This is a genomic window from Flavobacterium sp. UW10123 (assembly GCF_040538975.1).
In the GTDB taxonomy this organism is placed as follows: domain Bacteria; phylum Bacteroidota; class Bacteroidia; order Flavobacteriales; family Flavobacteriaceae; genus Flavobacterium.
In genome coordinates this window covers 1-20,817 of sequence record NZ_JBEWQE010000003.1, presented here as the reverse complement: position 1 = coordinate 20,817, position 20,817 = coordinate 1, and the positions used below count along the sequence as shown (strand labels likewise).

General features: G+C 31.4%; 26 protein-coding genes, 2 tRNA genes and 1 pseudogene. 19 read left to right on the top strand and 10 right to left on the bottom strand.

Translation table 11 applies throughout. The annotated features are described in order from the left end of the window. Positions 1-2: 2 nt before the first annotated feature. From ABXT06_RS04415 to ABXT06_RS04365, 11 genes and pseudogenes are all read left to right on the top strand, one after another. Positions 3-395, top strand: a complete 393-nt coding sequence (locus tag ABXT06_RS04415) for a VOC family protein (RefSeq protein ID WP_008464146.1) — start codon at positions 3-5, stop codon at positions 393-395. Further along, positions 395-871: a DUF4265 domain-containing protein gene (locus tag ABXT06_RS04410; protein ID WP_354589658.1), complete on the top strand. Its 477-nt coding sequence runs from the start codon at positions 395-397 to the stop codon at positions 869-871. Before ABXT06_RS04415 ends, ABXT06_RS04410 begins: the two co-directional genes overlap by 1 nt. 67 nt (positions 872-938) lie before the next feature. Next, positions 939-1,790, top strand: coding sequence for a substrate-binding domain-containing protein (locus ABXT06_RS04405; protein ID WP_354589657.1), 852 nt, complete (start codon positions 939-941; stop codon positions 1,788-1,790). A gap of 19 nt (positions 1,791-1,809) precedes the next feature. Then, on the top strand, positions 1,810-2,742 hold the full coding sequence (locus ABXT06_RS04400; protein ID WP_354589656.1) for a transglutaminase-like domain-containing protein: 933 nt from the start codon (positions 1,810-1,812) through the stop codon (positions 2,740-2,742). Positions 2,743-2,958: 216 nt separating this feature from the next. Continuing rightward, positions 2,959-3,330 carry a hypothetical protein gene (locus ABXT06_RS04395; protein ID WP_354589655.1) on the top strand — a complete coding sequence of 124 codons (372 nt, stop codon included), beginning with the start codon at positions 2,959-2,961 and terminating at the stop codon, positions 3,328-3,330. A 208-nt stretch (positions 3,331-3,538) separates the two neighbouring features. Beyond that, complete coding sequence (abc-f, locus tag ABXT06_RS04390) at positions 3,539-5,125, top strand: ribosomal protection-like ABC-F family protein (protein WP_354589654.1); 1,587 nt, start codon at positions 3,539-3,541, stop codon at positions 5,123-5,125. 144 nt (positions 5,126-5,269) lie between these two features. Then, positions 5,270-6,322 (top strand): annotated as a pseudogene (locus tag ABXT06_RS04385) (linear amide C-N hydrolase). Between the two features lie 137 nt (positions 6,323-6,459). Beyond that, positions 6,460-6,777, top strand: coding sequence for an ArsR/SmtB family transcription factor (locus tag ABXT06_RS04380; protein WP_354589653.1), 318 nt, complete (start codon positions 6,460-6,462; stop codon positions 6,775-6,777). A gap of 3 nt (positions 6,778-6,780) precedes the next feature. After that, positions 6,781-7,248, top strand: coding sequence for an SRPBCC domain-containing protein (locus ABXT06_RS04375; protein WP_354589652.1), 468 nt, complete (start codon positions 6,781-6,783; stop codon positions 7,246-7,248). 5 nt (positions 7,249-7,253) lie between these two features. Further along, the gene (locus tag ABXT06_RS04370; RefSeq protein WP_354589651.1) at positions 7,254-7,631 is read left to right on the top strand and encodes a DoxX family protein; all 378 of its coding nucleotides are present in this window, start codon (positions 7,254-7,256) and stop codon (positions 7,629-7,631) included. Between the two features lie 12 nt (positions 7,632-7,643). Beyond that, positions 7,644-8,201 carry a DUF4256 domain-containing protein gene (locus tag ABXT06_RS04365; RefSeq protein ID WP_354589650.1) on the top strand — a complete coding sequence of 186 codons (558 nt, stop codon included), beginning with the start codon at positions 7,644-7,646 and terminating at the stop codon, positions 8,199-8,201. A gap of 169 nt (positions 8,202-8,370) precedes the next feature. On the opposite strand, the gene ABXT06_RS04360 is transcribed toward ABXT06_RS04365, so the two are convergent. Then, entirely contained in the window at positions 8,371-8,721 is a 351-nt protein-coding gene (locus ABXT06_RS04360; protein ID WP_354589649.1) for a DUF2200 domain-containing protein, read from the bottom strand. Positions 8,722-8,840: 119 nt separating this feature from the next. Here ABXT06_RS04360 and ABXT06_RS04355 point away from each other — a divergent pair, with 119 nt between their 5' ends. Together ABXT06_RS04355 and ABXT06_RS04350 are read left to right on the top strand one after the other, a co-directional pair. After that, on the top strand, positions 8,841-9,239 hold the full coding sequence (locus ABXT06_RS04355) for a VOC family protein (RefSeq protein ID WP_354589648.1): 399 nt from the start codon (positions 8,841-8,843) through the stop codon (positions 9,237-9,239). A 176-nt stretch (positions 9,240-9,415) separates the two neighbouring features. Beyond that, on the top strand, positions 9,416-9,826 hold the full coding sequence (locus ABXT06_RS04350; RefSeq protein WP_354589647.1) for a serine O-acetyltransferase: 411 nt from the start codon (positions 9,416-9,418) through the stop codon (positions 9,824-9,826). Here ABXT06_RS04350 and ABXT06_RS04345 read toward each other — a convergent pair whose 3' ends face one another. The 3 genes from ABXT06_RS04345 to ABXT06_RS04335 form a co-directional block, all read right to left on the bottom strand. After that, positions 9,827-10,222, bottom strand: coding sequence for a VOC family protein (locus ABXT06_RS04345; RefSeq protein WP_354589646.1), 396 nt, complete (start codon positions 10,220-10,222; stop codon positions 9,827-9,829). Positions 10,223-10,301: 79 nt separating this feature from the next. Then, positions 10,302-10,799: a hypothetical protein gene (locus ABXT06_RS04340; protein WP_354589645.1), complete on the bottom strand. Its 498-nt coding sequence runs from the start codon at positions 10,797-10,799 to the stop codon at positions 10,302-10,304. 82 nt (positions 10,800-10,881) lie between these two features. Then, positions 10,882-11,724, bottom strand: coding sequence for a chromate resistance protein ChrB domain-containing protein (locus tag ABXT06_RS04335; protein ID WP_354589644.1), 843 nt, complete (start codon positions 11,722-11,724; stop codon positions 10,882-10,884). A gap of 180 nt (positions 11,725-11,904) precedes the next feature. Between ABXT06_RS04335 and ABXT06_RS04330 the strand changes: the two genes are divergently transcribed. Beyond that, positions 11,905-12,435 carry an endonuclease V gene (locus tag ABXT06_RS04330; protein ID WP_354589643.1) on the top strand — a complete coding sequence of 177 codons (531 nt, stop codon included), beginning with the start codon at positions 11,905-11,907 and terminating at the stop codon, positions 12,433-12,435. Between the two features lie 170 nt (positions 12,436-12,605). Continuing rightward, positions 12,606-13,664, top strand: coding sequence for a serine hydrolase domain-containing protein (locus tag ABXT06_RS04325; RefSeq protein WP_354589642.1), 1,059 nt, complete (start codon positions 12,606-12,608; stop codon positions 13,662-13,664). 42 nt (positions 13,665-13,706) lie between these two features. Here the strand turns inward: ABXT06_RS04325 and ABXT06_RS04320 are convergent, their stop codons facing one another. Next, positions 13,707-14,288: an HD domain-containing protein gene (locus ABXT06_RS04320; RefSeq protein WP_354589641.1), complete on the bottom strand. Its 582-nt coding sequence runs from the start codon at positions 14,286-14,288 to the stop codon at positions 13,707-13,709. A gap of 129 nt (positions 14,289-14,417) precedes the next feature. On the opposite strand from ABXT06_RS04320, the gene ABXT06_RS04315 reads away from it, so the two are divergent. The 4 genes from ABXT06_RS04315 to ABXT06_RS04300 all read left to right on the top strand — a co-directional run bounded on the left by ABXT06_RS04315 (position 14,418) and on the right by ABXT06_RS04300 (position 17,260). Further along, the gene (locus ABXT06_RS04315; protein WP_354589640.1) at positions 14,418-15,224 is read left to right on the top strand and encodes a hypothetical protein; all 807 of its coding nucleotides are present in this window, start codon (positions 14,418-14,420) and stop codon (positions 15,222-15,224) included. A gap of 31 nt (positions 15,225-15,255) precedes the next feature. Beyond that, positions 15,256-15,804, top strand: a complete 549-nt coding sequence (locus tag ABXT06_RS04310) for a hypothetical protein (RefSeq protein ID WP_354589639.1) — start codon at positions 15,256-15,258, stop codon at positions 15,802-15,804. A gap of 18 nt (positions 15,805-15,822) precedes the next feature. Beyond that, on the top strand, positions 15,823-16,386 hold the full coding sequence (locus tag ABXT06_RS04305; protein ID WP_354589638.1) for a Crp/Fnr family transcriptional regulator: 564 nt from the start codon (positions 15,823-15,825) through the stop codon (positions 16,384-16,386). 73 nt (positions 16,387-16,459) lie between these two features. After that, the gene (locus tag ABXT06_RS04300; RefSeq protein WP_354589637.1) at positions 16,460-17,260 is read left to right on the top strand and encodes an MBL fold metallo-hydrolase; all 801 of its coding nucleotides are present in this window, start codon (positions 16,460-16,462) and stop codon (positions 17,258-17,260) included. Positions 17,261-17,363: 103 nt separating this feature from the next. Here the strand turns inward: ABXT06_RS04300 and ABXT06_RS04295 are convergent, their stop codons facing one another. The 5 genes from ABXT06_RS04295 to ABXT06_RS04275 form a co-directional block, all read right to left on the bottom strand. Then, a complete protein-coding gene (locus ABXT06_RS04295) occupies positions 17,364-17,774 on the bottom strand; it encodes an XRE family transcriptional regulator (RefSeq protein WP_354589636.1) in 411 nt (136 codons plus the stop codon). 94 nt (positions 17,775-17,868) lie between these two features. After that, positions 17,869-18,450 carry an RNA polymerase sigma factor gene (locus ABXT06_RS04290; protein ID WP_354589635.1) on the bottom strand — a complete coding sequence of 194 codons (582 nt, stop codon included), beginning with the start codon at positions 18,448-18,450 and terminating at the stop codon, positions 17,869-17,871. Between the two features lie 212 nt (positions 18,451-18,662). Continuing rightward, the gene (gene lepB / locus ABXT06_RS04285) at positions 18,663-20,267 is read right to left on the bottom strand and encodes a signal peptidase I (RefSeq protein WP_354589634.1); all 1,605 of its coding nucleotides are present in this window, start codon (positions 20,265-20,267) and stop codon (positions 18,663-18,665) included. 302 nt (positions 20,268-20,569) lie between these two features. Continuing rightward, positions 20,570-20,650, bottom strand: a tRNA-Tyr gene (locus tag ABXT06_RS04280). 81 nt (positions 20,651-20,731) lie between these two features. Further along, positions 20,732-20,806 (bottom strand) — tRNA-Val (locus tag ABXT06_RS04275). Between the last annotated feature and the right edge of the window lie 11 nt (positions 20,807-20,817).

Genomic DNA, 20,817 nt, shown 5'->3' with positions numbered 1-20,817 from the left:
TTATGTTTTTGAGAGTTGCCAGACATACAAATGATTTAGAAAAAATTGAAAATTTTTATGTTGACGTGCTCGGATTTGAACGCTTAGGCGGATTTGAACATCACAATAATTATGATGGCGTTTTTATTGGAAAACCTGGTTTAGACTGGCATTTTGAGTTTACTCAATCTGATGTTAAAGCCAAACATACTTTTGATGAAGACGATGTTATGGTCTTATACCCAAAAACTATTGCAGATTACGATAAATTAGTGAATAAATTAACGCAGCAAAATATTGCAGTTATACCATCGCTGAATCCTTTTTGGAATGAAAACGGAAAAATGATTCAGGATCCTGATGGCTACAGAATTGTAATATCTCCTTTAAAAGCTGTAATTAGCGAAATTGAATAATGGAACAGGAAACTCATAAAAAAATATTATTTAAATACTATAGTGATTATCTGGACGAAGTAGTGTCTGAAACCATGTGGGCAGAAATTATCGATCTGGAAAAAGGTCTTTTTAAATTGGATAACATTCCGTTTTTCGGTCCTTTGATTGCTACAGACGACATTTTTTATGCCGAATATGATGAAACAGAAGAACGTTTTATGCATAGAAAAACGATTCAAAATTCTGGAAATTCGATTGTTCAGGTTGCTGTTTTAGAAAAAGGTTTTGATAAAGAAATTATCAGAGAAAAATTGAAAACAATCAATTGTTTATCTGAGGCATTAAATGAAACCTTTTTTGCCGTAGAAATAGCCAAAGATGTAGATTACTCATTGGTAAGAAGCATTTTGAATGAATACGAATCACAAGACATTATAGAATTTGCAGAGCCTTGTCTTTCAGAAAAACACAGGGCAGATTTATTAAAAAACTAAACTAACCAAATTTAACCATAAGATTACGCATACGCATACCAAGCAACTTAACTTAAACTTAAAATAAATGAAAACTGTCAAAATTGCGGGTGTTCCGGAACACTTCAATTTGCCGTGGCACCTATGCATCGAAAACGGCGAATTTGAAGAAGAGAACATCGATTTACAATGGACAAATGTTCCCGAAGGAACCGGGAAGATGTGTCAAATGCTTCGTGACGGAGAAACAGATTTGGCTGTTATTCTAACCGAAGGAATTCTTAAAGATATTGCGGCCGGAAATCCGAGCAAAATTGTTCAGGTTTATGTGCAATCTCCCTTAATTTGGGGAATTCACGTGGATGCAAAATCAGATTTTCAAACGCTGAAAGATCTTAAGAACAAAAAAGCAGCGATTTCGAGAATCGGTTCGGGATCACAATTAATGGCTTATGTAAATGCAAATGAACAAGGCTGGGAAATGGATGATCTTGAATTTGAAATTGTAAATACAATTGATGGCGCTGTAGATGCTCTAACCAATAAAAAAGCTGATTATTTTATGTGGGAACGTTTTATGACGAAACCGCTTGTAGATAAAGGTGTTTTCAGACGCATTGACGACTGCCCTACTCCTTGGCCTTCATTTATTATTGTGGGACGAGATGAATTCTTGAAAAAGAATCCTAAAACGGTAGAAACGATTCTTAAAATAATCAACAAAACAACGGTTGATTTTAAAGAGATTCCAGAGATCGACAAGAAATTATCTAAACTGTTCAATCAAAAAGCAGAAGATATAAAAGAATGGCTGAAATTGACTCAGTGGTCACAGAAAAATTTGACAGAAAAATCTTTTAATAAAATTCAAAATCAATTATTTGATCTGGGAATTATTGATAAAAAAAGTATTTTTGTAGAAACCGTAAAAGCATTGTAAATACTGCTTTTTGATTCGTATGATGAAATTCCCTAAAATTGACTTACCGCAATTAAAATCTAAACTACAGGTGAAATCGCCGTGGGACAGGATTATTATTTCGATTTTAAGTCTTTTGATTACGATTCCGATTTTCATCATACTGCATCAAAATTTAATCGATTTGGAATGGGCATTCAATCTAGATCGTATATTTATCTTTATTTTTGTTTTTGCAGCTATATTTTTTCTTCTGATGTATCTCAGAACAATTATTATTTTGTGTGTTGCAGTTTATTTGTTAATTCTGTTTTATGGATCTGTAATTGGAAATTATGGTTTTAACGAAATCTCAGAAGATTACAATTCTATGATTTATACCATGTCTGACAATCCCTATCCGCAGGATATTATTGTGGCAAAACTGCTTCCGTTTCCAAATAAAACAAAGATTATCAATGCTATAGAATACCAGAATCCGAAAGTACGAAATTTTGCTATTATGGCGACTTCAAAGCATTTTAAAGGAATTAGAGGGTATTCAGATTATCGAACCATAATTCAGTGTTTTGCTGTTTTTAAAGAAATAAACGGCAGATGGAATTATGTAAACGATCCAAAAGATGGTGATTATATCGCAACCGCCAGCGAATCTCTAGAATATTTTTCTGGCGATTGCGACGATCACTCTATTTTGATGGCGGCTGCTGTACGCTCCATTGGCGGAACTCCTCGCCTTATTCATACCAAAGGGCATATTTATCCTGAAATTTTAATTGGTTCGATGATTGATCTGGAAAAAGTCAATTATCTAATCAAAAATGTTCTTTTTATAAAAGAGAGTTATGGTAAAAAACTGCATTACCATATAGATGAGCGCGGCCAAGTTTGGATGAACCTCGATTATACTGCAACTTATCCTGGCGGTCCCTTTATGTATGAGGAAATTTTAGGAGCTTTAACTCTAAATTAGCATACCCCAAAAAGCCATTCGGACTAATTTTAACTGCTAAAACAGTCATTTTATAAATATTTGGTTATCAGTAAAAGTCCCGAAAATAAAGACTTCCTGCACTAAAAGCAATTCATTTTAATAAGTAAAAAAAATCTTTATAAATATTTGATTTCGAATATTTTAATGTCATTTTTTTTTGTAACTTTTTCCTGTTTAACTTTTAATCACAAAATCATGAAAAACTCTAAATTATTTACCCTCGTAATTGCCATTGCTGTCGTTGTATTAATTGTTTCATGCCATATGAAAAGAGACAAGCTTGTGAATTCATGGAAAGTTACTGCTGTAGAACCAAAAGAAGCTGTTTCTGATTCTACAAAAAATGCGATTTTAACCAATGGTATGCTTACTTTTACTGAAGATGGGCATGTAACAGGATATTTGCTTCGTGAAATCACGGACGGAACTTATGCCTTAACGCAAAAAGGTAAAAAACTAGTTATTAAGGACGAAGTTGGAACACCTTATGTTTGCGAAAGCACTATTACAGATGATCAATTAATTCTGGACACCAAAGAAGCTAAACTGACATTTAGTAAAATTTAAATATAGAATTACAACGTAATTCAATGCTAAAAAACCATTCATTACAATTGTAAAGAATGGTTTTTTGATTTTTAGAACTAAATTAAATACCTTTGTCTCTCTTTAAATAAGCACCGCTGTATGTGAAAAATAATTTCTTTCAGGAAAATTTAGTAGGCAACCACTCTTTTGTGGCTGCTAGATTATTTATCTATAAAAGAAAGGAATTATGCTTATTCTTCAAAATATCTCCTATCAGCATGAGAATAAAGACATGCTGTTTCAAAACATTAGTTTTACACTAAATCATCACGAAAAAACCGCTTTGGTCGGAAATAATGGTGTTGGAAAATCTACTTTATTAAAAATTATCGCTGGGCAATTTATGCCTTTTTCGGGGCAGATTATACAGCAGTCAAAACCTTATTTCGTTCCGCAATTATTTGGCCAGTTTAATGATTTTAGTATCTCTGAAGTCTTACAGATAAAGGAAAAAATAACTTCACTTAAAGAAATACTTGAAGGTATAGTAACCGAAGAAAATCTTCAGTTGCTTGATGATGATTGGACAATAGAAGAACGCTGCAATGAGGCTTTGTCTTATTGGCAATTGCAAGATTTGGATCTGAACCAGAAAATGGAAACTTTAAGCGGCGGACAGAAAACAAAAGTATTCTTGGCCGGAATTATGATTCATGAACCCGAATTGGTTTTGTTGGACGAACCTAGCAATCATTTAGATTTTGCTGGTAGAACAGTATTGTATGATTTTATAAAATCTACTTCTAGTACACTTTTAGTGGTTAGTCACGACAGAACACTGCTTAATCTTTTGAATAAGACATTAGAAATGACAAAAAATGAAGTTTCGGTCTATGGTGGCAATTATGATTTTTATAGCGAACAGAAGAAAATTGAACATAATGCTTTAGAACAAGATGTTCAGAGTAAAGAAAAGGCATTGAAAAAAGCCAAAGAAAAAGAAAGAGAAAGTGCTGAACGCCAAAACAAACTAGATTCTAGAGGCAAAAAGAAGCAAGAGAAATCAGGGGTTGCCAGAATTATGATGAATACGCTTCGTAATAAAGCTGAAAACAGCAGTTCTAAAGTCAAAGACGTTCATGCCGAAAAAATCAGTGGAATTTCTGAAGATTTGAGACAGTTACGCTCGTCACTTCCTGCTATAGATCAAATGAAATTTGGATTTGATAATACTTCTTTCCTTAAAGGAAAAACTCTTTTTAAAGCTTCTGAAATTAATTATGCTTATGCATACCAATTTCTTTGGAAAGAAAATCTCAATTTTGAAATTCTTTCTGGAGAGCGTATCGCAATAAAGGGATTGAATGGCTCTGGAAAAACAACTTTAATAAAAATTATTCTTGGAGAATTGATTCCAACACAAGGTCAAGCCACTTCATTAGCAAAAAAAGCAATTTATATTGATCAGGATTATTCATTACTAAATCAGAATCTTAAAATTTATGAGCAGGCTCAGGCTTTTAATGACTGCGGTTTAGAAGAGCATGAAATAAAAATGAGACTGAATCGCTTTCTGTTTTCTAGAAACGATTGGGATAAACCTTGTAGCGCATTAAGCGGAGGCGAAAGAATGCGCTTAATGTTTTGCTGTCTAACTATTAGTAACGAATCGCCTGAGATTATCATTCTAGACGAGCCAACAAATAATCTCGATATTCAAAACATTGAAATATTAACTGCTGCAATCAATGAATATAAAGGAACTTTGATTGTGATTTCGCATGATCAAGCATTTTTAGAGCAAATCAATATAGAGAAAAGTATTTTACTTTAAAATAAAAAGGATCAGCGCTGAGAATTATCTTGGCGCTTTTCTTTTAGTATTAAATTCATTTTCAAATAATTAAAATAAAAATTCTGTAAATTGCAGTAAAAACTGATAAATTCAAGTTCACGTTTAATTAAAACCTAAAATTTTATGAAATCCAAAAACAGAATTTTTCCTGCCCTGCTTGCTTTTACATTATTAATAACTGAAACTGTACTCCCTTGTACAAGGATCGTTTACGAAGGCCTAAACGGAACAATTATTACTGCCCGATCGATGGATTGGCGCGGAGAGATTCCGGCCAATTTATGGATTTTCCCGCGCGGAATTGAAAGAGCTGGTGAAGTTGGAACCAGTTCGATTAAATGGAAATCTAAATACGGAAGCGTAATTACCAGTTCGTGGGACATTGCTTCTTCTGATGGAATGAACGAAAAAGGGCTCGTTGGAAATCTTTTATGGTTGGTAGAATCACAATATCCTGCATTTGAAAAAAACGGAAAAGTAAAAGGTTTGGCTGTTTCTTTATGACTTCAATATGTTTTAGATAATTTTTCTACCGTTACAGAAACCGTTTCTGCATTAGAAAAGAATGATTTTGTTATTACTTCGTCACACATTCCAGGAACGAATATTTTTGCAACAGTGCATTTATCAATTTCTGATGCAAGTGGCGATAATGCCATTTTCGAATATATAAACGGTAAATTAGTTATTCATCATGATAGAAAATATGTAGCGATGACCAATTCGCCTATTTTTGATCAGCAATTGGCCATCAATGCGTATTGGAAAGGTATTCCGGGCACTATTATGCTTCCAGGGACGAATCGTGCCGCAGATCGCTTTGTAAGAGCTTCTTATTATATTGATGCTATTCCGAAGACAGATAATATAAGAACAGCCTTGTCTAGCGTTTTTGGTGTAATAAGAAACTGTTCTGTTCCTTTAGGTATTTCCTCAGAAACAGAACCTAACATCTCCTCTACCCGCTGGAGAACGGTTGCAGATCAAAAAAATCTGGTTTATTATTTTGACAATGTTTTGAATCCGAATGTAATTTGGGTTGAATTCAGCAAAATTGATTTTAGCGAAAAAGGAAAAATCAAAAAATTAAGCTTAGCTAATAATGAGAATTATTCAGGTGAATCTTTGATTAATTTCAAGGAAACAAAGCCTTTTCAGTTTGCTGGACTTGATTAAGAATGACATTTCTAAATAAAACAAATATCATAAAAACTTCAAATTGAAAAGTTTGAAGGTTTTCTTTTTGAAAAAAAACTAAAAAAATATTGCGCAGTCAAATGACTTCATTATATTTGCAGTCAAATAACTGCGCAATGGAAATTAGAAGAGATGTTTTTCAAGCTATAGCCGATCCTACCCGAAGAGCTATTTTAAGTTTAGTTGCCATTCAGGCCATGACACCTGGGGCAATTGCCGAGAATTTTAATTCGTCAAGACAGACTATTTCAAAACATATTCAGATTTTGAACGAATGTGAACTATTACATCAAACACAAAACGGAAGAGAAATTTATTATCATTTAAATCCAGAAAAAATGAAAGAAATTGACAAGTTCATCGAGCCATTCAGAAAAATGTGGGATGATCGTTTTAATAAGTTAGAAGCAATTATGAAAAACTATAGAAAATAAACCATGGAAAAGAAAACAAAAATTCACGCCGAAGATGACAGATTAGATCTTGTTATTACGAGAGAATTTGATTTGCCAGTTGAATTATTATTTAAAGCTCACACCGAATCTGAAATTGTAGCGCAATGGATGGGTACAAAAGTGTTGAAGCTAGAAAGCAAAAAATATGGCGGATGGGAATACGAAACCAGGAATCCTAATGGAAATGTAGTTTTTAGGGCAAATGGTGTTTTTCATGATTTTGTTCCGAATCAAAAAATAGTACGCACTTTTGAAATGGACAATGTCAATTTTGCGCCTCAATTAGAATTTCTGGAGTTTGAAAAATTATCTGTTGATACCAGTAAACTGACCATGCAGATTATCTATAAATCTATCGAACATAGAATGACACAATTAAAACTGCCATTTGCACAAGGCTTAAATATGGCACATAATCGATTGGAAGAAATTGTAACTAAACTAAAATAAGCATCATGAGCAAAAGAAATAAAATTATCTATTGGATTGCCACTTTATGGTTGGCTTTAGGAATGACAGCAACTGGAATTGTACAGCTTATACCTGTAAAAGAAGAAGCCGAAATGATTCAACACTTAGGTTATCCGCTCTATTTTTTAACGCTTTTGGGTGTTTGGAAGCTTTTAGGGGTAATCGCAATTTTAATTCCTAAATTCGGTTTGTTAAAAGAATGGGCGTATGCAGGTTTCTTTTTTGCAATGTCTGGAGCTGTGATTTCGCATTTAGCTATCGGAGACGATGCATCGGCACTTTTCGGGCCAACATTATTAATTGTTTTAACTGTAACTTCGTGGTATTTCAGACCTCAAACTAGAAGATGCAGTTCTAATTAAAAACTTAAGAAAATGAAAAAGCAATTGACAATAAACGAGCAAGACGAATTATTGACCATACTCGAAAAACGTTTTGAAAAGAATAAAAACCGTCACGAGAATTTAGATTGGGCAAAAATTGAAGCCAAACTAAAAGCTAATCCATCAAAATTATGGTCTCTTGACGAAATGGAAAGAACTGAAGGCGAACCAGATGTAATTGGATATGATGCCAAAACAGATGAATATCTTTTTGTAGATTGTTCTACTGAAAGTCCGAAAGGTCGAAGAAGTATCTGTTACGATCACGAAGCGCTCGAAAAAAGAAAAGAACATAAACCCGCTGACAGCGCAATAAAAATGGCGGAACAAATGGGAATTGAAATCTTAAATGAAGAGCAATACAAAGACCTGCAAAAATTAGGGAAATTTGATGCCAAAACTTCAAGTTGGATTTTAACTCCGCCAGAGATTAGAAAATTAGGCGGTGCAATTTTTTCAGATTTCAGATACAATACCGTTTTTGTTTATCATAATGGTGCAGATTCTTATTATGCTGCGAGAGGTTTTCGCGGTTTATTAAGAGTTTAAGATAATTGCACGAAATTAGATTATGAGCTATTAAATAAATGTTTTGAAAACATAGCCTGTGGTTTCAACTACAGGATTCGGATTGTTTTTTGATTGTATTCCCGTGGTTAAAACCACGGGCTATATTTTAAAATATCAATGAAAAAGAGGTGTTTTAAAAGCCTCTTTTTTATTCTCTTAAAATCTTTTCCATCTTTCTTCCTTTGGCGATTTCATCAATTAGTTTGTCTAAGTATCGCATTTTTTGAATTAATGGATCTTCAATCTCTTCTACACGATAGCCGCAGATCACGCCTGTGATTTTAGAGGCATTCGGATTCATTTCTGGAGCTTCGGCAAAGAATGTTTGAAAATCTACTTTCTTTTCAATTTGTTCTTCAAGTTGCTTATCACTATATCCTGTAAGCCATTTGATTACGATGTCTAATTCTTCTTTGGTTCTACCCTTTTTTTCCACTTTTTGAATATATAAAGGATATACGCTAGAAAATAGGATTTTGTAGATTCTTTCCGTTTTCATTTTAGTTTGATTTAGGTCGAAATACGTTTATGTAAATATAATTCAAAAGCAGATAGCATAAAAATGCAAGCAATATTTAATATCTTAGATTCTCGAAAAACAACCTTAAAAACTCTCTTATGGAAAACAATTCAAACGATACAACACCAAAAGTGACAGGACTTGGCGGTATTTTCTTTTTTATGGATAATCCGAAAGAAACCAAAGAATGGTATGCTAAAAATTTAGGATTAGAAATCAACGAATGGGGTTCTTCAAGTTTTGAATCTAGAAATCTTGAAAATCCAGAACAGATTGAATCTACGCAATGGTGTCCTTTTAAGAAAGGAGACGAATATTTTTCTCCGTCTAAAAAAGAGTTTATGATAAACTATCGCGTTCAAAACATTGAAGGCCTTTTAGAAAAACTAAAAGCAAGCGGTGTGACAGTTCTCGACGATATCGAAACGTATGAATATGGTAAGTTTGTGCATATTATGGATAAGGAAGGCAATAAAATTGAACTTTGGGAACCTTGATTTAGTTATGAGTTATGAGTTATGAGTTATGAGTTATGAGTTGTTGCTAAACGTTGGAAAACAATATGTTTAATACATTAATTAAAATCAATTGCCATTCAAAAAATAGCCTTTTAAAATACATTGCGGGCAATTTATTAGAGAAACTGTACTGCTGTGAAATAAACTGTGCAGATATGGATAAATCTGTTTTGTTTGCACATCACGGGCGCGGATGCACCATCGTGGCATCTAAAATCTGTGAAAATGTGGTTATTTTTCAAAATGTTTCTATTGGAGCAAATTTGAAGTACAATAAAATTACAAATGAATGGGAAAACGTTGGAAATCCTATTATCGCTAAAAATGTGATTATTGCCGATGGAGCAAAAATCTTAGGACCAATAGTAATCGGGGAAAATTCTGTTATAGGCGCAGGATCGATCATAACTAAAAATATTCCTGCAAATAGTGTTGCTTATGGCGTAAATCACTTTAAAACAAAGAATAAGAATTATGATTTGATATTTAATCCAAACATGATTAATCCTCAGAAAATTATAGAAGCAAATAAAAAACTAGTCGCTGCGTTTGATCAGCAAAAATAATCACATTCCCGGCCAATATAGAAAATTGAATTTATGTCCGTCTGGATCGGCAAAGCCAAAAGTATAGCCCAATTGATAGTTTTCCGGTTCAGAGAAAATAGTTCCACCGACTTTTTTGACTTTATCATACCAAAGATCCACTTCTTCCCTGCTTTCTGCTGAAAGCGAAAAGACAATTTCATTCTCAATTTTAGCATTTACTAAATCGCCTTTTAAAGCAGTTTTAAATCTATTGGTAGTAAAAAAGTTGATTATAAAATTATTCTCTGCAATAGAAAAACTTACGATTTCATCTGTATTTTGTCCGTTTTGTTTAAAGCCTAGATCAGAATAAAATTTGATTGTCTGCTGTAAATCTTGCGAAACCAAGTTGGCCCATATCATTTTAGTTTTCATAAACTGTAGTTTTAATTGATTATATCTAAGTTAGTGATAATCAATCAAATTCTACAGGCTTATTTTAATTTATATATTTTTAAAAAGCAATTCCAAACTGAAAACCTATAGTAAAGCTAGCAGGATGATCGTTTCCAAAACGAACAGGCAACGGTACGGCAACATAGTAACTGCAACTACTATTTTTTATAATGGTTTTATTAAAAACGGGAGTAAAACCGTATCGTCCGCTGGTTTCAAAAGCGGCTCTTCCAGCAAAAGTGTAGCCTTTTCCAAGAGCAACCAAAACACCTGGATGAAATAATAAATTGGTTACTTTGCTTGTGCCTTGATCGTCTTTTATGTTGGGAACCATTTCAAATGAAAATCCGATTTTTTCATTTTTCCAGATATTTATTCCTGTGGGAAAGCCTATGGCGTAATAATCCCTGAAATTTACAGTCGTTTCATCACTGTTAAATGTTACAATAGGATGCATGATACCAAAATATCCTGTTATTTTTGGATAATTAGTTTGTGCAAAAGCTGAAAAACCTGCAAATAATACTGTAATAAGAAAAGAATGCTTAAAAGACATTGTTTAAAGTTTTGGTTATTTAAACAAAGCTAGAACCCTCTGCTGTCAAAAAATAGAACCCAGTTTACCTTTTGTATCTCGTTTACTTTTTTGACTTTTTTCTGTAAGCTGAAGGATTTTTTCCTGTGTGAAGTTTAAATATTCTTGTAAAATGACTTTGATCTGAAAAGCCAGTCATATAAGCTATTTCGGTTAAAGTATGAGTCGAATTTTCGATGAGATGGATTGCTTTTTCGATGCGAAGTTTTCTAACATATTCTCCGAAATTCAAATCTTCAAAATGTTTTGAAAATTCTCGCGATAAATAGGACGGATTTAAATCTAATTCGCTCGAGATTTTCTTTAAATCAAAAGTAAATTGAGCATCAATCTGATCTTGTATTATATTCTTTAAATCTTTTACCCATGAAGGAGTTTTTCCTGATGCTTTTTTGTCTTTAAGAAACTTATTATAAACATCGTGAAGTAGTTTCTCAAACGGACTATTCTGAAGATGATTTTGCTGATACAAATGCGTAGCCCAGCTGTATAAGGCATCGTAGAGAAGCATTCCTTTTTCTAGCAATTCATAATCGTCTTTGATATTATAAGCCAGCCCCGCAGAAATAGCCCAAAGTCCAGCTGATTCTTTTGCAATATCATGCCTATCGGTATCTGCGCCACGCACAATTCCTGCAATAATTTTAACTGCTGGATCTTTAATCTCGTATTTTTTTACAATGTAATCAAAAGTGCATTCTTCGTTGTAATGTGTAAACTCAACATTTGGAATATCAAACGGAATAGCATCAAATTCTTTTGCTTTCGTTATAACATCATCAAAAGGAACATAAATGAATTCAGATTCGGGATCAACAAACTTTCGAATTAGCCACGGACAGGCGATTCGGTCTATTTTGGGTCTTTCTCTGGTGATCCATTTCATATCAGAATAATGTTTCTTAAAATTTTAGCTAAGCTACATATTTATTTATAGTATTTCAAAAGCTTGAATTTTAAGTTTAAAGATTTCATTTAAAAAAGATTTGATGTTTTTCTAGAGATGAGTAATTCTTTTGTAAAGCTTTTTTCTATTTTTAGACTCTGATACTTTATAGAATAACATATGATCTTAGCCTTTGATACTTATTACTTTGACCAAAAAGCAAAAACAATTTGTCTTGAATTTGCAGAGTGGAATGAAGATGAAAATTTTAAAATTCATTCTGAAACAATAGACAATATTGCAGAATATATTCCTGATGAATTTTATAAAAGAGAATTGCCATGTATTTTGAGTTTGTTAAACCAGATTGATTTATCTGTAATTGAAGCAATTGTTGTTGATGGTTTTGTTTATTTAAATGATGAGCAGAAATATGGTTTGGGCGGTTATTTGTATGAAAAACTAAATAAAGAAATTCCGATTATTGGTGTTGCTAAAACGAATTTTGCTTCTATAAAAAAGAACAAAAAAGCGCTGTTTAGAGGCGATAGTAAGAAACCGCTGTACATTACTTCTATCGGAATTGATTTGGACGAAGCTTATAAAAAAGTCGAAAGCATGCATGGAGAATTTAGAATGCCGACTTTGTTGAAAGAATTGGATAGACTGACGAAGGAAAATTTAGAAATGGAAAAACACGAAAATATATAAGTGCAATATATTTATTATCAGGATATTGAAATTAGTCGTACTTGTTCTAAAAAAAAGTCGAACCATTTTTTTTAAGAAAATGCGTTCGACTTTTTTTATTCGGTCGTATAAATATAGTTGCTTTTGGAGATTTGTATCGAAATAAGTTTTAAACCTAAAAAATCGATACTATGAAAACTTCAGTAAAAATCTTAGCAACACTTTTAGTAATAAGTAATATTTCTTTCGGACAAGATATTACCAAAAAGATTGATTCAATAATAAAAGACAATTATCAAAAAAATCCAACTGTAGGCATTAGTGTTGGTTTTATTAAAGATGGCAAAGAATTCTATACTTCATATGGGAATTTGAATTCAAAAAGCGATGCGAAAATTGATAAAAACTCGATATTCGAAATCGCTTCGATCACTAAAATTTTGACTTCTAATCTAATTGCTCAAGCAGTTAATGAGAATAAAATTAAAACCGATGATTTTATAGATGCCTACCTTCCAGTAGTTTATATATTGCATCAAAATCTTCAAAACAAAATTAGAATTTCAGATTTAGCGTCTCATCAATCTGGTTTGCCTGATATAGATTTTGGGAAACTGATAGAACTTAATCCGCAACAGCCTGTAAGTAGCGTAACACAAGAAACATTATCTTCATTAATTAATAACTGCACAGAATTACAAGATTATGGTAAATATCGCTATTCAACAATAGGTTATACTTTGCTTGGTCAAATATTAGAAAAAATCTATAATAAAAGTTATGATGAAATTATTAGAGAAAAGATCATTCAGCCATTAAAAATGAAACATTCGCTTACTAAAGATTTTAATGTAAAAAACATCACTACAAGCCATAATCCAGATGGCGGAATTCAAGAGTTCTTTAAATGGAATATTACAGCTCCAGCTGGATTAATAAAATCAAACGCTTCTGATATGATTCTTTATTTAAAAGCTATTTTAAATGAAAAAAGCGTTGTTGGTAAAGCTGAATTGATTGCAGAAAAAATCTATTATAAAGACCAAAAAAGAGAAATGGGATTAGGTTTAGGGATTATGACAGATGATAAAAATACCATTTATTCGAAATCGGGAGATTCTATGGGGCAATCTTCAATTATATGCTACAATAGAGAAAAAAAATGGGGAATCATTATATTATTAGATCAGCGAAATTCAAAAATGAGACAAAATTTACTTAATACTATTTATGACAATGTTTTAAAATAAAATAAAGCAAAAACTCCTCAAGCAAATTGAGGAGTTTTGTTATTACAGTTGGTTAGCAGTGCTTAGAAAACGATTATACTCTTGAATTTTATTCTTTAATCTTTCTGCTAAATAAACGTTTCCGTCTTTAAGTTCGTTATGTATAATTTCGGCTTCCTCAATATACTTTAACTTTTTCTCGTCGTTCCAATAATAAGGAGGTTCGTATAAATTGCATATTCTATCGGCCATTTTCACCGCCCAGACTTCTATTGGCTGTTTTTTAATTCTGTTTAAACTATCACGCATTTTTTCAAATGAATCCTCAATTTCTTCATTTTTGGTTAATGCCAAAACTCCCGATGCAACTTGATGTCCAAATAAATCGATAACTTTTTCATAAGTAAATGCCGTGTCTTCTATAGTATCATGAAGCATTGCGCATTTTACAGCCAAATCGGCATTCATATTTTCTGTTAATCGTACGGCATTTAAAACTTCAAAAACGACACTTCCAATATGATTGATGTATTCTACCCTTTCTCCTTCATTGCTACCGCCATATTTTTGTCCGTCATGAAGTTTAGAAACCAATTGCCAAACATTTTGTATTTCGTCTATTGACCAGTCTTTTTGCTGTTGCATAATTTTAATTTTGATTGAATGTAATTTATTGCTTTTTTTCGAATATTGAAAACATTCAATCAACCTTCTGCTTTTCTTTTGTGATATGATTGTATATTAGCTTAAACTAAAAATGAATCTTTGTTACGAATGAACAATACTCAAGAGCCAATAGAAATAATACCTTTTCCAGAATTTGAAAATACTTTTAATAGTATAAATTCAAATGAAAAGTTTGTTTTTTTGCCTCTTGTTACACTTCAATTTAAGAAGCATTCAGAATTTGAAAATAAGAGTTTTTATTTTGTTTCTATTTGGGATACAGGAGATTATGAAGAAAGTTTTTTTAATGAATTTCGAAAAAACATTAGATGTATCAAATTCAAACTAGAAAACAATAAATATTTTTATCCAGAAAAATTGAATTTTCCTTTTGTTTCTTTATTGCCTGAAGCATATCATTTAACAAAACAACATTTTCAGCAAAATCTAGATTATTTTTTAGAACCTAAAAGCTATCATGAATTTTCCTCTGAAAAAAGCATTTTCAACCAAGGACGAGAATTTGTCTTTAATTCTTTAAATGGCATTGATAAATTTGAATCAAGTTATTATTATGAAAGGATAACGCAATATTTATATGCCAAAGAAAAATACAATCTTTTTGACAAAATAAATCCAGAGTTTACTTATTCTGAAACTTTTATCGGAATAACAACGACCGAAGAAGAAGTTATATCAAGATTTAATGAAGAGGGAAAATCTAAGAATGAACTCATAAACAATTTGTTAGACACGCCAGAATGGCTGCAGTCGCCTGAAGAAATTCCGGAAAAACTAAATTTAATTTTTATAGGAAGTGTTTATGAAGGAGATTTTACAAACGGTTCGGCAGAAATATATCTTTTCTGGGATAAGGAAAATGATGAAGCCTATCAATTTTTTCAGTGGACATAGACACGATTAAACATTAAGTTAGATTATTACGATGCATGAAATTTTAGAAATAAAAGAATTAAATATTGAGGATATAAAATTTCTTAAAAGAGAATTAAAAAAAACATATGCACTTTCGTTTTTTTTATCTCTATTAGGCATTGGATTGCCAATTTACTTAATTTATCTAACTCTTACCAATAGTGATCTTGAAGACAAAGGATTTCCATTATTGATGATTATAGTAATTTTTGGCTTTTGGACTTATGTCGCAATTAAAGCAATGATAACTACTAGAGAAGAAAAACAGAATTTATTATTGCAAAAAAAGATAGAAGGAAATCTGAAAGTTTTAGAAAAAGAAATTGTAACTAATGAAGGTTATGAATCGGATACACAATCGTATGAAATAACAATTTATTCTGAGATTGAACAAAAACACAGAAATATTTCAATTAATAGAAAAGACTATGATCAAATCGAAGTTGGAGATTTTGTCGGAATTACCTATTTTACAGACAATACTTCTATAAAAACATTGCTTTTTAAGGATCGAAATTTAAAGCACAAGTCTTTTACACACAAAAGAAAGTCTGATTAAAAATAAACAAAAGCTTTTATGACATCATTAATAAAATATTTTGAAAAGCTAGGTTTTCCAGAAAATACTTTAGCTGAATTTTTAAGTTGCATAAAAACAAGGCGATTTTCGGCAAATGAGCTAATTTTACTTCAAGGGCAATTGGAAAATTATTTATCTTTTGTAGATTCAGGAGTTGTTAGGTATTATGTGGTTGCAAACGACAAGGAAACTACTTTTGATTTTGCATTTAAAGATTCCTTTTATTGTGCATACGACTCATTCTATAATAGAGCTAAAACCGAAATTTACGTTCAGGCATTAACAGATTGTCAATTATATTCTATATCATACGATAATTTACAGCGCCTTTACGAAAAGTGCGAAACAGCAAAGAAACTCGGACGTATAGCAACTGAATACCTTCTTGATAAAAAAGTAAAAAGAGAATTAGATCTTCTGACTAAAACACCGCAAGAAAGATATGAAAGATTGCTATTTGAACAGCCTAAATACATTCAGCAGATTCCGCTAAAATATTTGGCTTCTTATATTGGAGTCGTACCAGAAACTTTAAGCCGAATAAGAAAACGCATTTCTTGACCAAAGTCAATTTGCAAACCATTTATTAAACTCAGATTTGTATGAACATTTTAATAATTAAAATCAAATACAAATGAAAATTACAATTACACATATCGACACGGCTTGCGTGCTGATAAACATAAATGGATTTAAAATTTTGACTGATCCTACTTTAGATAAAAAAGATGGTTTTTTTCCTCAATATGTTAGCAGTCCAATGGCATTTTCAAAAAAGTATTGCAGCCCTTCCCTATCTATTGAAGAAATTGGTAGAGTAGATTTGGTTTTGTTGAGCCACGATCATCATAGCGATAATTTAGATAAAAAAGGACGTATTTTTATTCAAACAGTTCCAATCGTTCTTTCAACAAAAGATGCTGTAAAACGTTTAAAAAATACCAATATCATAGGGCTTGACAACTGGCAGGAATATAATATTGAAACTGAAAAAATAAAAAATCTAAAAATTACCGCAATACCTGCTCAGCATACCAATATTAAAAGATTGAATAAAGTTATGGGCAAAGTTATTGGTTTTACTATAGAATGGGAAGGTCAGCAAAACGGCTGTTTATATATTTCTGGAGATACAGTTCTTTTTGAAGGATTGTACGAATTGGAGCAAAAGAAAAAAGTAGATATAGCCATTCTGCATTTAGGAGCTGGTGCATTTCCGTACTTAAAAAAGAATTTAAGAGTAACTATGAATGGCGAAGAAGCCATTGCGACAGCTCAACTTTTAAAACCCAGCATTGTAATTCCAATACATTACGAAGGCTGGTGGCACTTTAAACAATCTGTAAAATCCTTAAAAAATGAAATTGAAAAATCTGAAGTAAAAGAGATTATTTTGTGGCTTGAAAGTGGTCTTGAGACAATTCTAGCGAAATGAAGTCTTAGTAAATTTAGTTATAAAATTAGAATATCTGAAAACATGCATTAAAACAAAAAGAGACCGCGAAAGTCTCTTTTTGTTTTTTAAATATCTGAAAAGCTTACTTGTCTTTAATTAGTTTTTCTAAAGCTTTAATATGTTCGTCTTTAGCTTTTAAAAGTTCTACATTTAATCGTTTAATTTCTTCTAAAGCTTCAATCCATTTTTCCATAGGATTTACATTAAATAAAGCACTATGACCAGCATTTAAAAATGCGCCATTATCAAATGTATTCGAAATAATGTTTATCGCTTGTTCTTCATCAAAGTTCTGAAAAGGTTCTACAGGAATTCTCAAAGAACTAGAGATTTGTTTCAGAAGATTGTCTTCAATAACATCTTTTTGCTCCAGCATAGAAATTTTCTTTTGGTTCCAGTCTTCTCCCAAATCATAAGCCAATGCTTCTTGTTTTATGCCTAACATTTCTCTAAAACGCTTAACGTTTCTTCCTTGATGAATTTTCTGTTCCATAATGAATATTGATTTTCTGAAATTTCAAAGATAAAAAAACATCTCGTAAAATATCTTTTTTGTCAGATATTATATCCAAATCAGGAATGTTTTATTATGCTAATGCAATCTTATTTTTTTCAATAATTTTTCGCAAATTATTCAATGCATAACGCATTCTACCCAATGCTGTATTTATACTAATTTCTTTCTCCTCAGATATTTCTCTAAAACTCATATTTTGATACATACGCATTATTACTATTTCTTTTTGATCGTCAGCAAGCTCTTCGATAAGTTTTTTTATGTCAATTTGAATCTGATCATTAATAGCTTGATCTTCGATATTTAAAGAGTTGTTATATATGACAGAAAAAATAGAAAAATCTTCTGTATCTCTTTGCATTGGCATGCGTTTTACTTTACGAAAATGATCTATAATCAAATTATGTGAAATTCTTAGAACCCAAGAAACAAATTTTTCTTCTTCCTTATATGAATTGCTCTTAAAAGTTTTAATTACTTTGATAAAAGTATCTTGAAAAATATCATTAGAAATATCTTTGTCTTTAACCTTAGAATATATAAAACCATATATTTTAGATTCATTTTTTTTAATTAAAGTAGAAAGAGCCGCCTCGTTACCTTCCAAATATCTCTTTATCAATAAAGAATCAGGAATATTCAAATCAATCATATCATCAAATTTTTAATTTTGAGGCTACAAAAGTAGCATTGACTTAAATATTTTTTTATCTAATTGAGACTTTAAAATATTAAAATAAGCTTTTTAACATAATATTTTGCAAGTAAATCTCAACCTGAAAGGACAAGTATCTTAATAAGTAGTGCAGTAACGATGATTCATATGTCTTGTTTTTTTTTGCTTTTCTTAAACTTATATAAGATCTAAACTTTTCTTCTGTTCTTTATTAATTTGTTTATGCCTATAGAAATAATTATTAATATCAAGAAGTGCACTAAATAAGATTTAGGTTCATCATTGCCATTTACAAAAGAAAAAATGCGATTCCATCTTATTTTATTAAAGCCTTTACCATCTTTTTCCCAGCTGAGCCATATAAAAACGGGCTTGCCGACTATATGATCAAAAGGAACATATCCCCAAAATCTTGCATCTAACGAGTTATGACGATTGTCTCCCATCATCCAATAATAATCTTGCTTAAAAGTATAAGTGTCACTTACTTTGCTATTTATGAGAATATTATTATCTGTGATTTTCAAACTATTATGTTCGTATTCTTCGATAATTCGTTTGTAAAAAGGAAGCGATTTCAAATCTAGTTTAATGGTAGCTCCCTTTTTAGGAATATAAATTGGTCCAAAATTATCGATATTCCAACCTAAAGATGAAATATGAGGAAATACATTGCCATCTTCGCCTTTTGGTGTCAATTGTTTTTTAACACTTTTTACTACAGGATTACTCGCTATTAATTTTGCTTCTTCATCTGTTAATGTTAAAAAATATTCTCCATTATTAGTTAATGCAAAATATCCATTGTCATACTTTAATCCCTCACGAGCTCCATACCTAGACTTAAGTTCGTCTTGGCTTATTGCTTGTCCTTCAGTGTCAATCAAAAAATTATATTGAGCTTTTGCACTTTTTGGCAAGACTGATATTTTACCGTTAATATAAATATTTCCATTTCGAATTTCTAAAGAATCTCCAGCTACTCCAACGCATCTTTTAACTAAGTTTGTTTTTTTGTCAATTGGTTTGTAATAATTTCTATCTGGATTGAAATCATCCATTTTTCGTAAAGTGTCTGCGGGTTGATTAAAAACAACAATTTCATTGCGTTTAATTTTTTCTATTGCTGGAAGTCGAAAATATGGTAATTGAAATTTATTCAATAATGACGTTTTCTTTTTCGCAAAATCATCATTAAACATATATGATTTTAAACCTAAAAACGGAATTGAGTCATGTACCATAGGTAATGCAACTGAAGTCATTGGTACTCTTGCTCCATAATTTATTTTACTTACAAACAAAAAATCTCCCGTATACAATGTCTTTTCTAATGAAGAAGATGGAATTGTAAATGGCTGAATAATATAAGTATGAACTAGCGTGGCAACAATAATAGCAAATATTAGAGAGCTTATTGTATCTTCAGTTTTAGATTTAGGTTGCAAATCTCTATTCTCAATATATGCAACTCGTGAATTATAATTTAAAAAAGCAATATAGAATCCTAATGTTAGTAAGACAATTACAGTGTCTTTTGTGGAATTTTTCCCAAAGCTTCTTATAGTCTCTATCCAAACAATTGGAATCATCAAAAGATTGATAATAGGAATGAAAAGCATGAAAACCCACCAACGAGGGCGTTTTATAATTTTCATTAGTACAATTAAATTGTAAAATGGTATAAAAGACTCTTGTGATTTTTTGCCTGCTTTTGCATAAAGTTTCCAGGTGCATAACCCATGGATAATTTGCAAAATTAAAATAAAGACAAACCATTGTGATAAATTCATACTTCTGAAGTTTTATTATTTTGTTGCTTTTAACTCTAAAGCTATAATTGATTTAATATAGGTATCATTTTACCTAATTTGTTACAAAACAGTAAAACATTAGTTTTAAAGTCACAATGTTTCGCAATAGATTTTATATTCACAGAAAGGATAATGAACTTAATCGAATGTCTAATTAAATTTTTAAAAAAATATTATAACTTTAAAAAGCAAAAAGCCTGTAAATCAAAAGATTTACAGGCTTTAAAATTTTAATTTAAAAGATTGAAAAAAGTCATCTTTTCGTTTCTCAATGCTTTTTGTGGGGAGAGCAGGATTCGAACCTGCGAAGTTCACACAGCAGATTTACAGTCTGCCCTCGTTGGCCGCTTGAGTATCTCCCCAAAATGTCAATCTTAATCTATACTTTATTAAATCTAGAAAAAGGTAAAAAAAAACTCCTTAATTACTTTAGGAGTTTTTTGTGGGCGATGAGGGGTTCGAACCCCCGACCCCCTCGGTGTAAACGAGGTGCTCTGAACCAGCTGAGCTAATCGCCCTATTTTACTAG

What these genes read in the sequence shown, in the direction of transcription:
- ABXT06_RS04415 (WP_008464146.1), top strand. Translation starts at nt 3, where the DNA reads ATGTTTTTGAGAGTTGCCAGACATACAAATGATTTAGAAAAAATTGAA.
- ABXT06_RS04410 (WP_354589658.1), top strand. Translation starts at nt 395, where the DNA reads ATGGAACAGGAAACTCATAAAAAAATATTATTTAAATACTATAGTGAT.
- ABXT06_RS04405 (WP_354589657.1), top strand. Translation starts at nt 939, where the DNA reads ATGAAAACTGTCAAAATTGCGGGTGTTCCGGAACACTTCAATTTGCCG.
- ABXT06_RS04400 (WP_354589656.1), top strand. Translation starts at nt 1,810, where the DNA reads ATGATGAAATTCCCTAAAATTGACTTACCGCAATTAAAATCTAAACTA.
- ABXT06_RS04395 (WP_354589655.1), top strand. Translation starts at nt 2,959, where the DNA reads ATGAAAAACTCTAAATTATTTACCCTCGTAATTGCCATTGCTGTCGTT.
- abc-f (WP_354589654.1), top strand. Translation starts at nt 3,539, where the DNA reads ATGCTTATTCTTCAAAATATCTCCTATCAGCATGAGAATAAAGACATG.
- ABXT06_RS04380 (WP_354589653.1), top strand. Translation starts at nt 6,460, where the DNA reads ATGGAAATTAGAAGAGATGTTTTTCAAGCTATAGCCGATCCTACCCGA.
- ABXT06_RS04375 (WP_354589652.1), top strand. Translation starts at nt 6,781, where the DNA reads ATGGAAAAGAAAACAAAAATTCACGCCGAAGATGACAGATTAGATCTT.
- ABXT06_RS04370 (WP_354589651.1), top strand. Translation starts at nt 7,254, where the DNA reads ATGAGCAAAAGAAATAAAATTATCTATTGGATTGCCACTTTATGGTTG.
- ABXT06_RS04365 (WP_354589650.1), top strand. Translation starts at nt 7,644, where the DNA reads ATGAAAAAGCAATTGACAATAAACGAGCAAGACGAATTATTGACCATA.
- ABXT06_RS04360 (WP_354589649.1), bottom strand. Translation starts at nt 8,721, where the DNA reads ATGAAAACGGAAAGAATCTACAAAATCCTATTTTCTAGCGTATATCCT.
- ABXT06_RS04355 (WP_354589648.1), top strand. Translation starts at nt 8,841, where the DNA reads ATGGAAAACAATTCAAACGATACAACACCAAAAGTGACAGGACTTGGC.
- ABXT06_RS04350 (WP_354589647.1), top strand. Translation starts at nt 9,416, where the DNA reads ATGGATAAATCTGTTTTGTTTGCACATCACGGGCGCGGATGCACCATC.
- ABXT06_RS04345 (WP_354589646.1), bottom strand. Translation starts at nt 10,222, where the DNA reads ATGAAAACTAAAATGATATGGGCCAACTTGGTTTCGCAAGATTTACAG.
- ABXT06_RS04340 (WP_354589645.1), bottom strand. Translation starts at nt 10,799, where the DNA reads ATGTCTTTTAAGCATTCTTTTCTTATTACAGTATTATTTGCAGGTTTT.
- ABXT06_RS04335 (WP_354589644.1), bottom strand. Translation starts at nt 11,724, where the DNA reads ATGAAATGGATCACCAGAGAAAGACCCAAAATAGACCGAATCGCCTGT.
- ABXT06_RS04330 (WP_354589643.1), top strand. Translation starts at nt 11,905, where the DNA reads ATGATCTTAGCCTTTGATACTTATTACTTTGACCAAAAAGCAAAAACA.
- ABXT06_RS04325 (WP_354589642.1), top strand. Translation starts at nt 12,606, where the DNA reads ATGAAAACTTCAGTAAAAATCTTAGCAACACTTTTAGTAATAAGTAAT.
- ABXT06_RS04320 (WP_354589641.1), bottom strand. Translation starts at nt 14,288, where the DNA reads ATGCAACAGCAAAAAGACTGGTCAATAGACGAAATACAAAATGTTTGG.
- ABXT06_RS04315 (WP_354589640.1), top strand. Translation starts at nt 14,418, where the DNA reads ATGAACAATACTCAAGAGCCAATAGAAATAATACCTTTTCCAGAATTT.
- ABXT06_RS04310 (WP_354589639.1), top strand. Translation starts at nt 15,256, where the DNA reads ATGCATGAAATTTTAGAAATAAAAGAATTAAATATTGAGGATATAAAA.
- ABXT06_RS04305 (WP_354589638.1), top strand. Translation starts at nt 15,823, where the DNA reads ATGACATCATTAATAAAATATTTTGAAAAGCTAGGTTTTCCAGAAAAT.
- ABXT06_RS04300 (WP_354589637.1), top strand. Translation starts at nt 16,460, where the DNA reads ATGAAAATTACAATTACACATATCGACACGGCTTGCGTGCTGATAAAC.
- ABXT06_RS04295 (WP_354589636.1), bottom strand. Translation starts at nt 17,774, where the DNA reads ATGGAACAGAAAATTCATCAAGGAAGAAACGTTAAGCGTTTTAGAGAA.
- ABXT06_RS04290 (WP_354589635.1), bottom strand. Translation starts at nt 18,450, where the DNA reads ATGATTGATTTGAATATTCCTGATTCTTTATTGATAAAGAGATATTTG.
- lepB (WP_354589634.1), bottom strand. Translation starts at nt 20,267, where the DNA reads ATGAATTTATCACAATGGTTTGTCTTTATTTTAATTTTGCAAATTATC.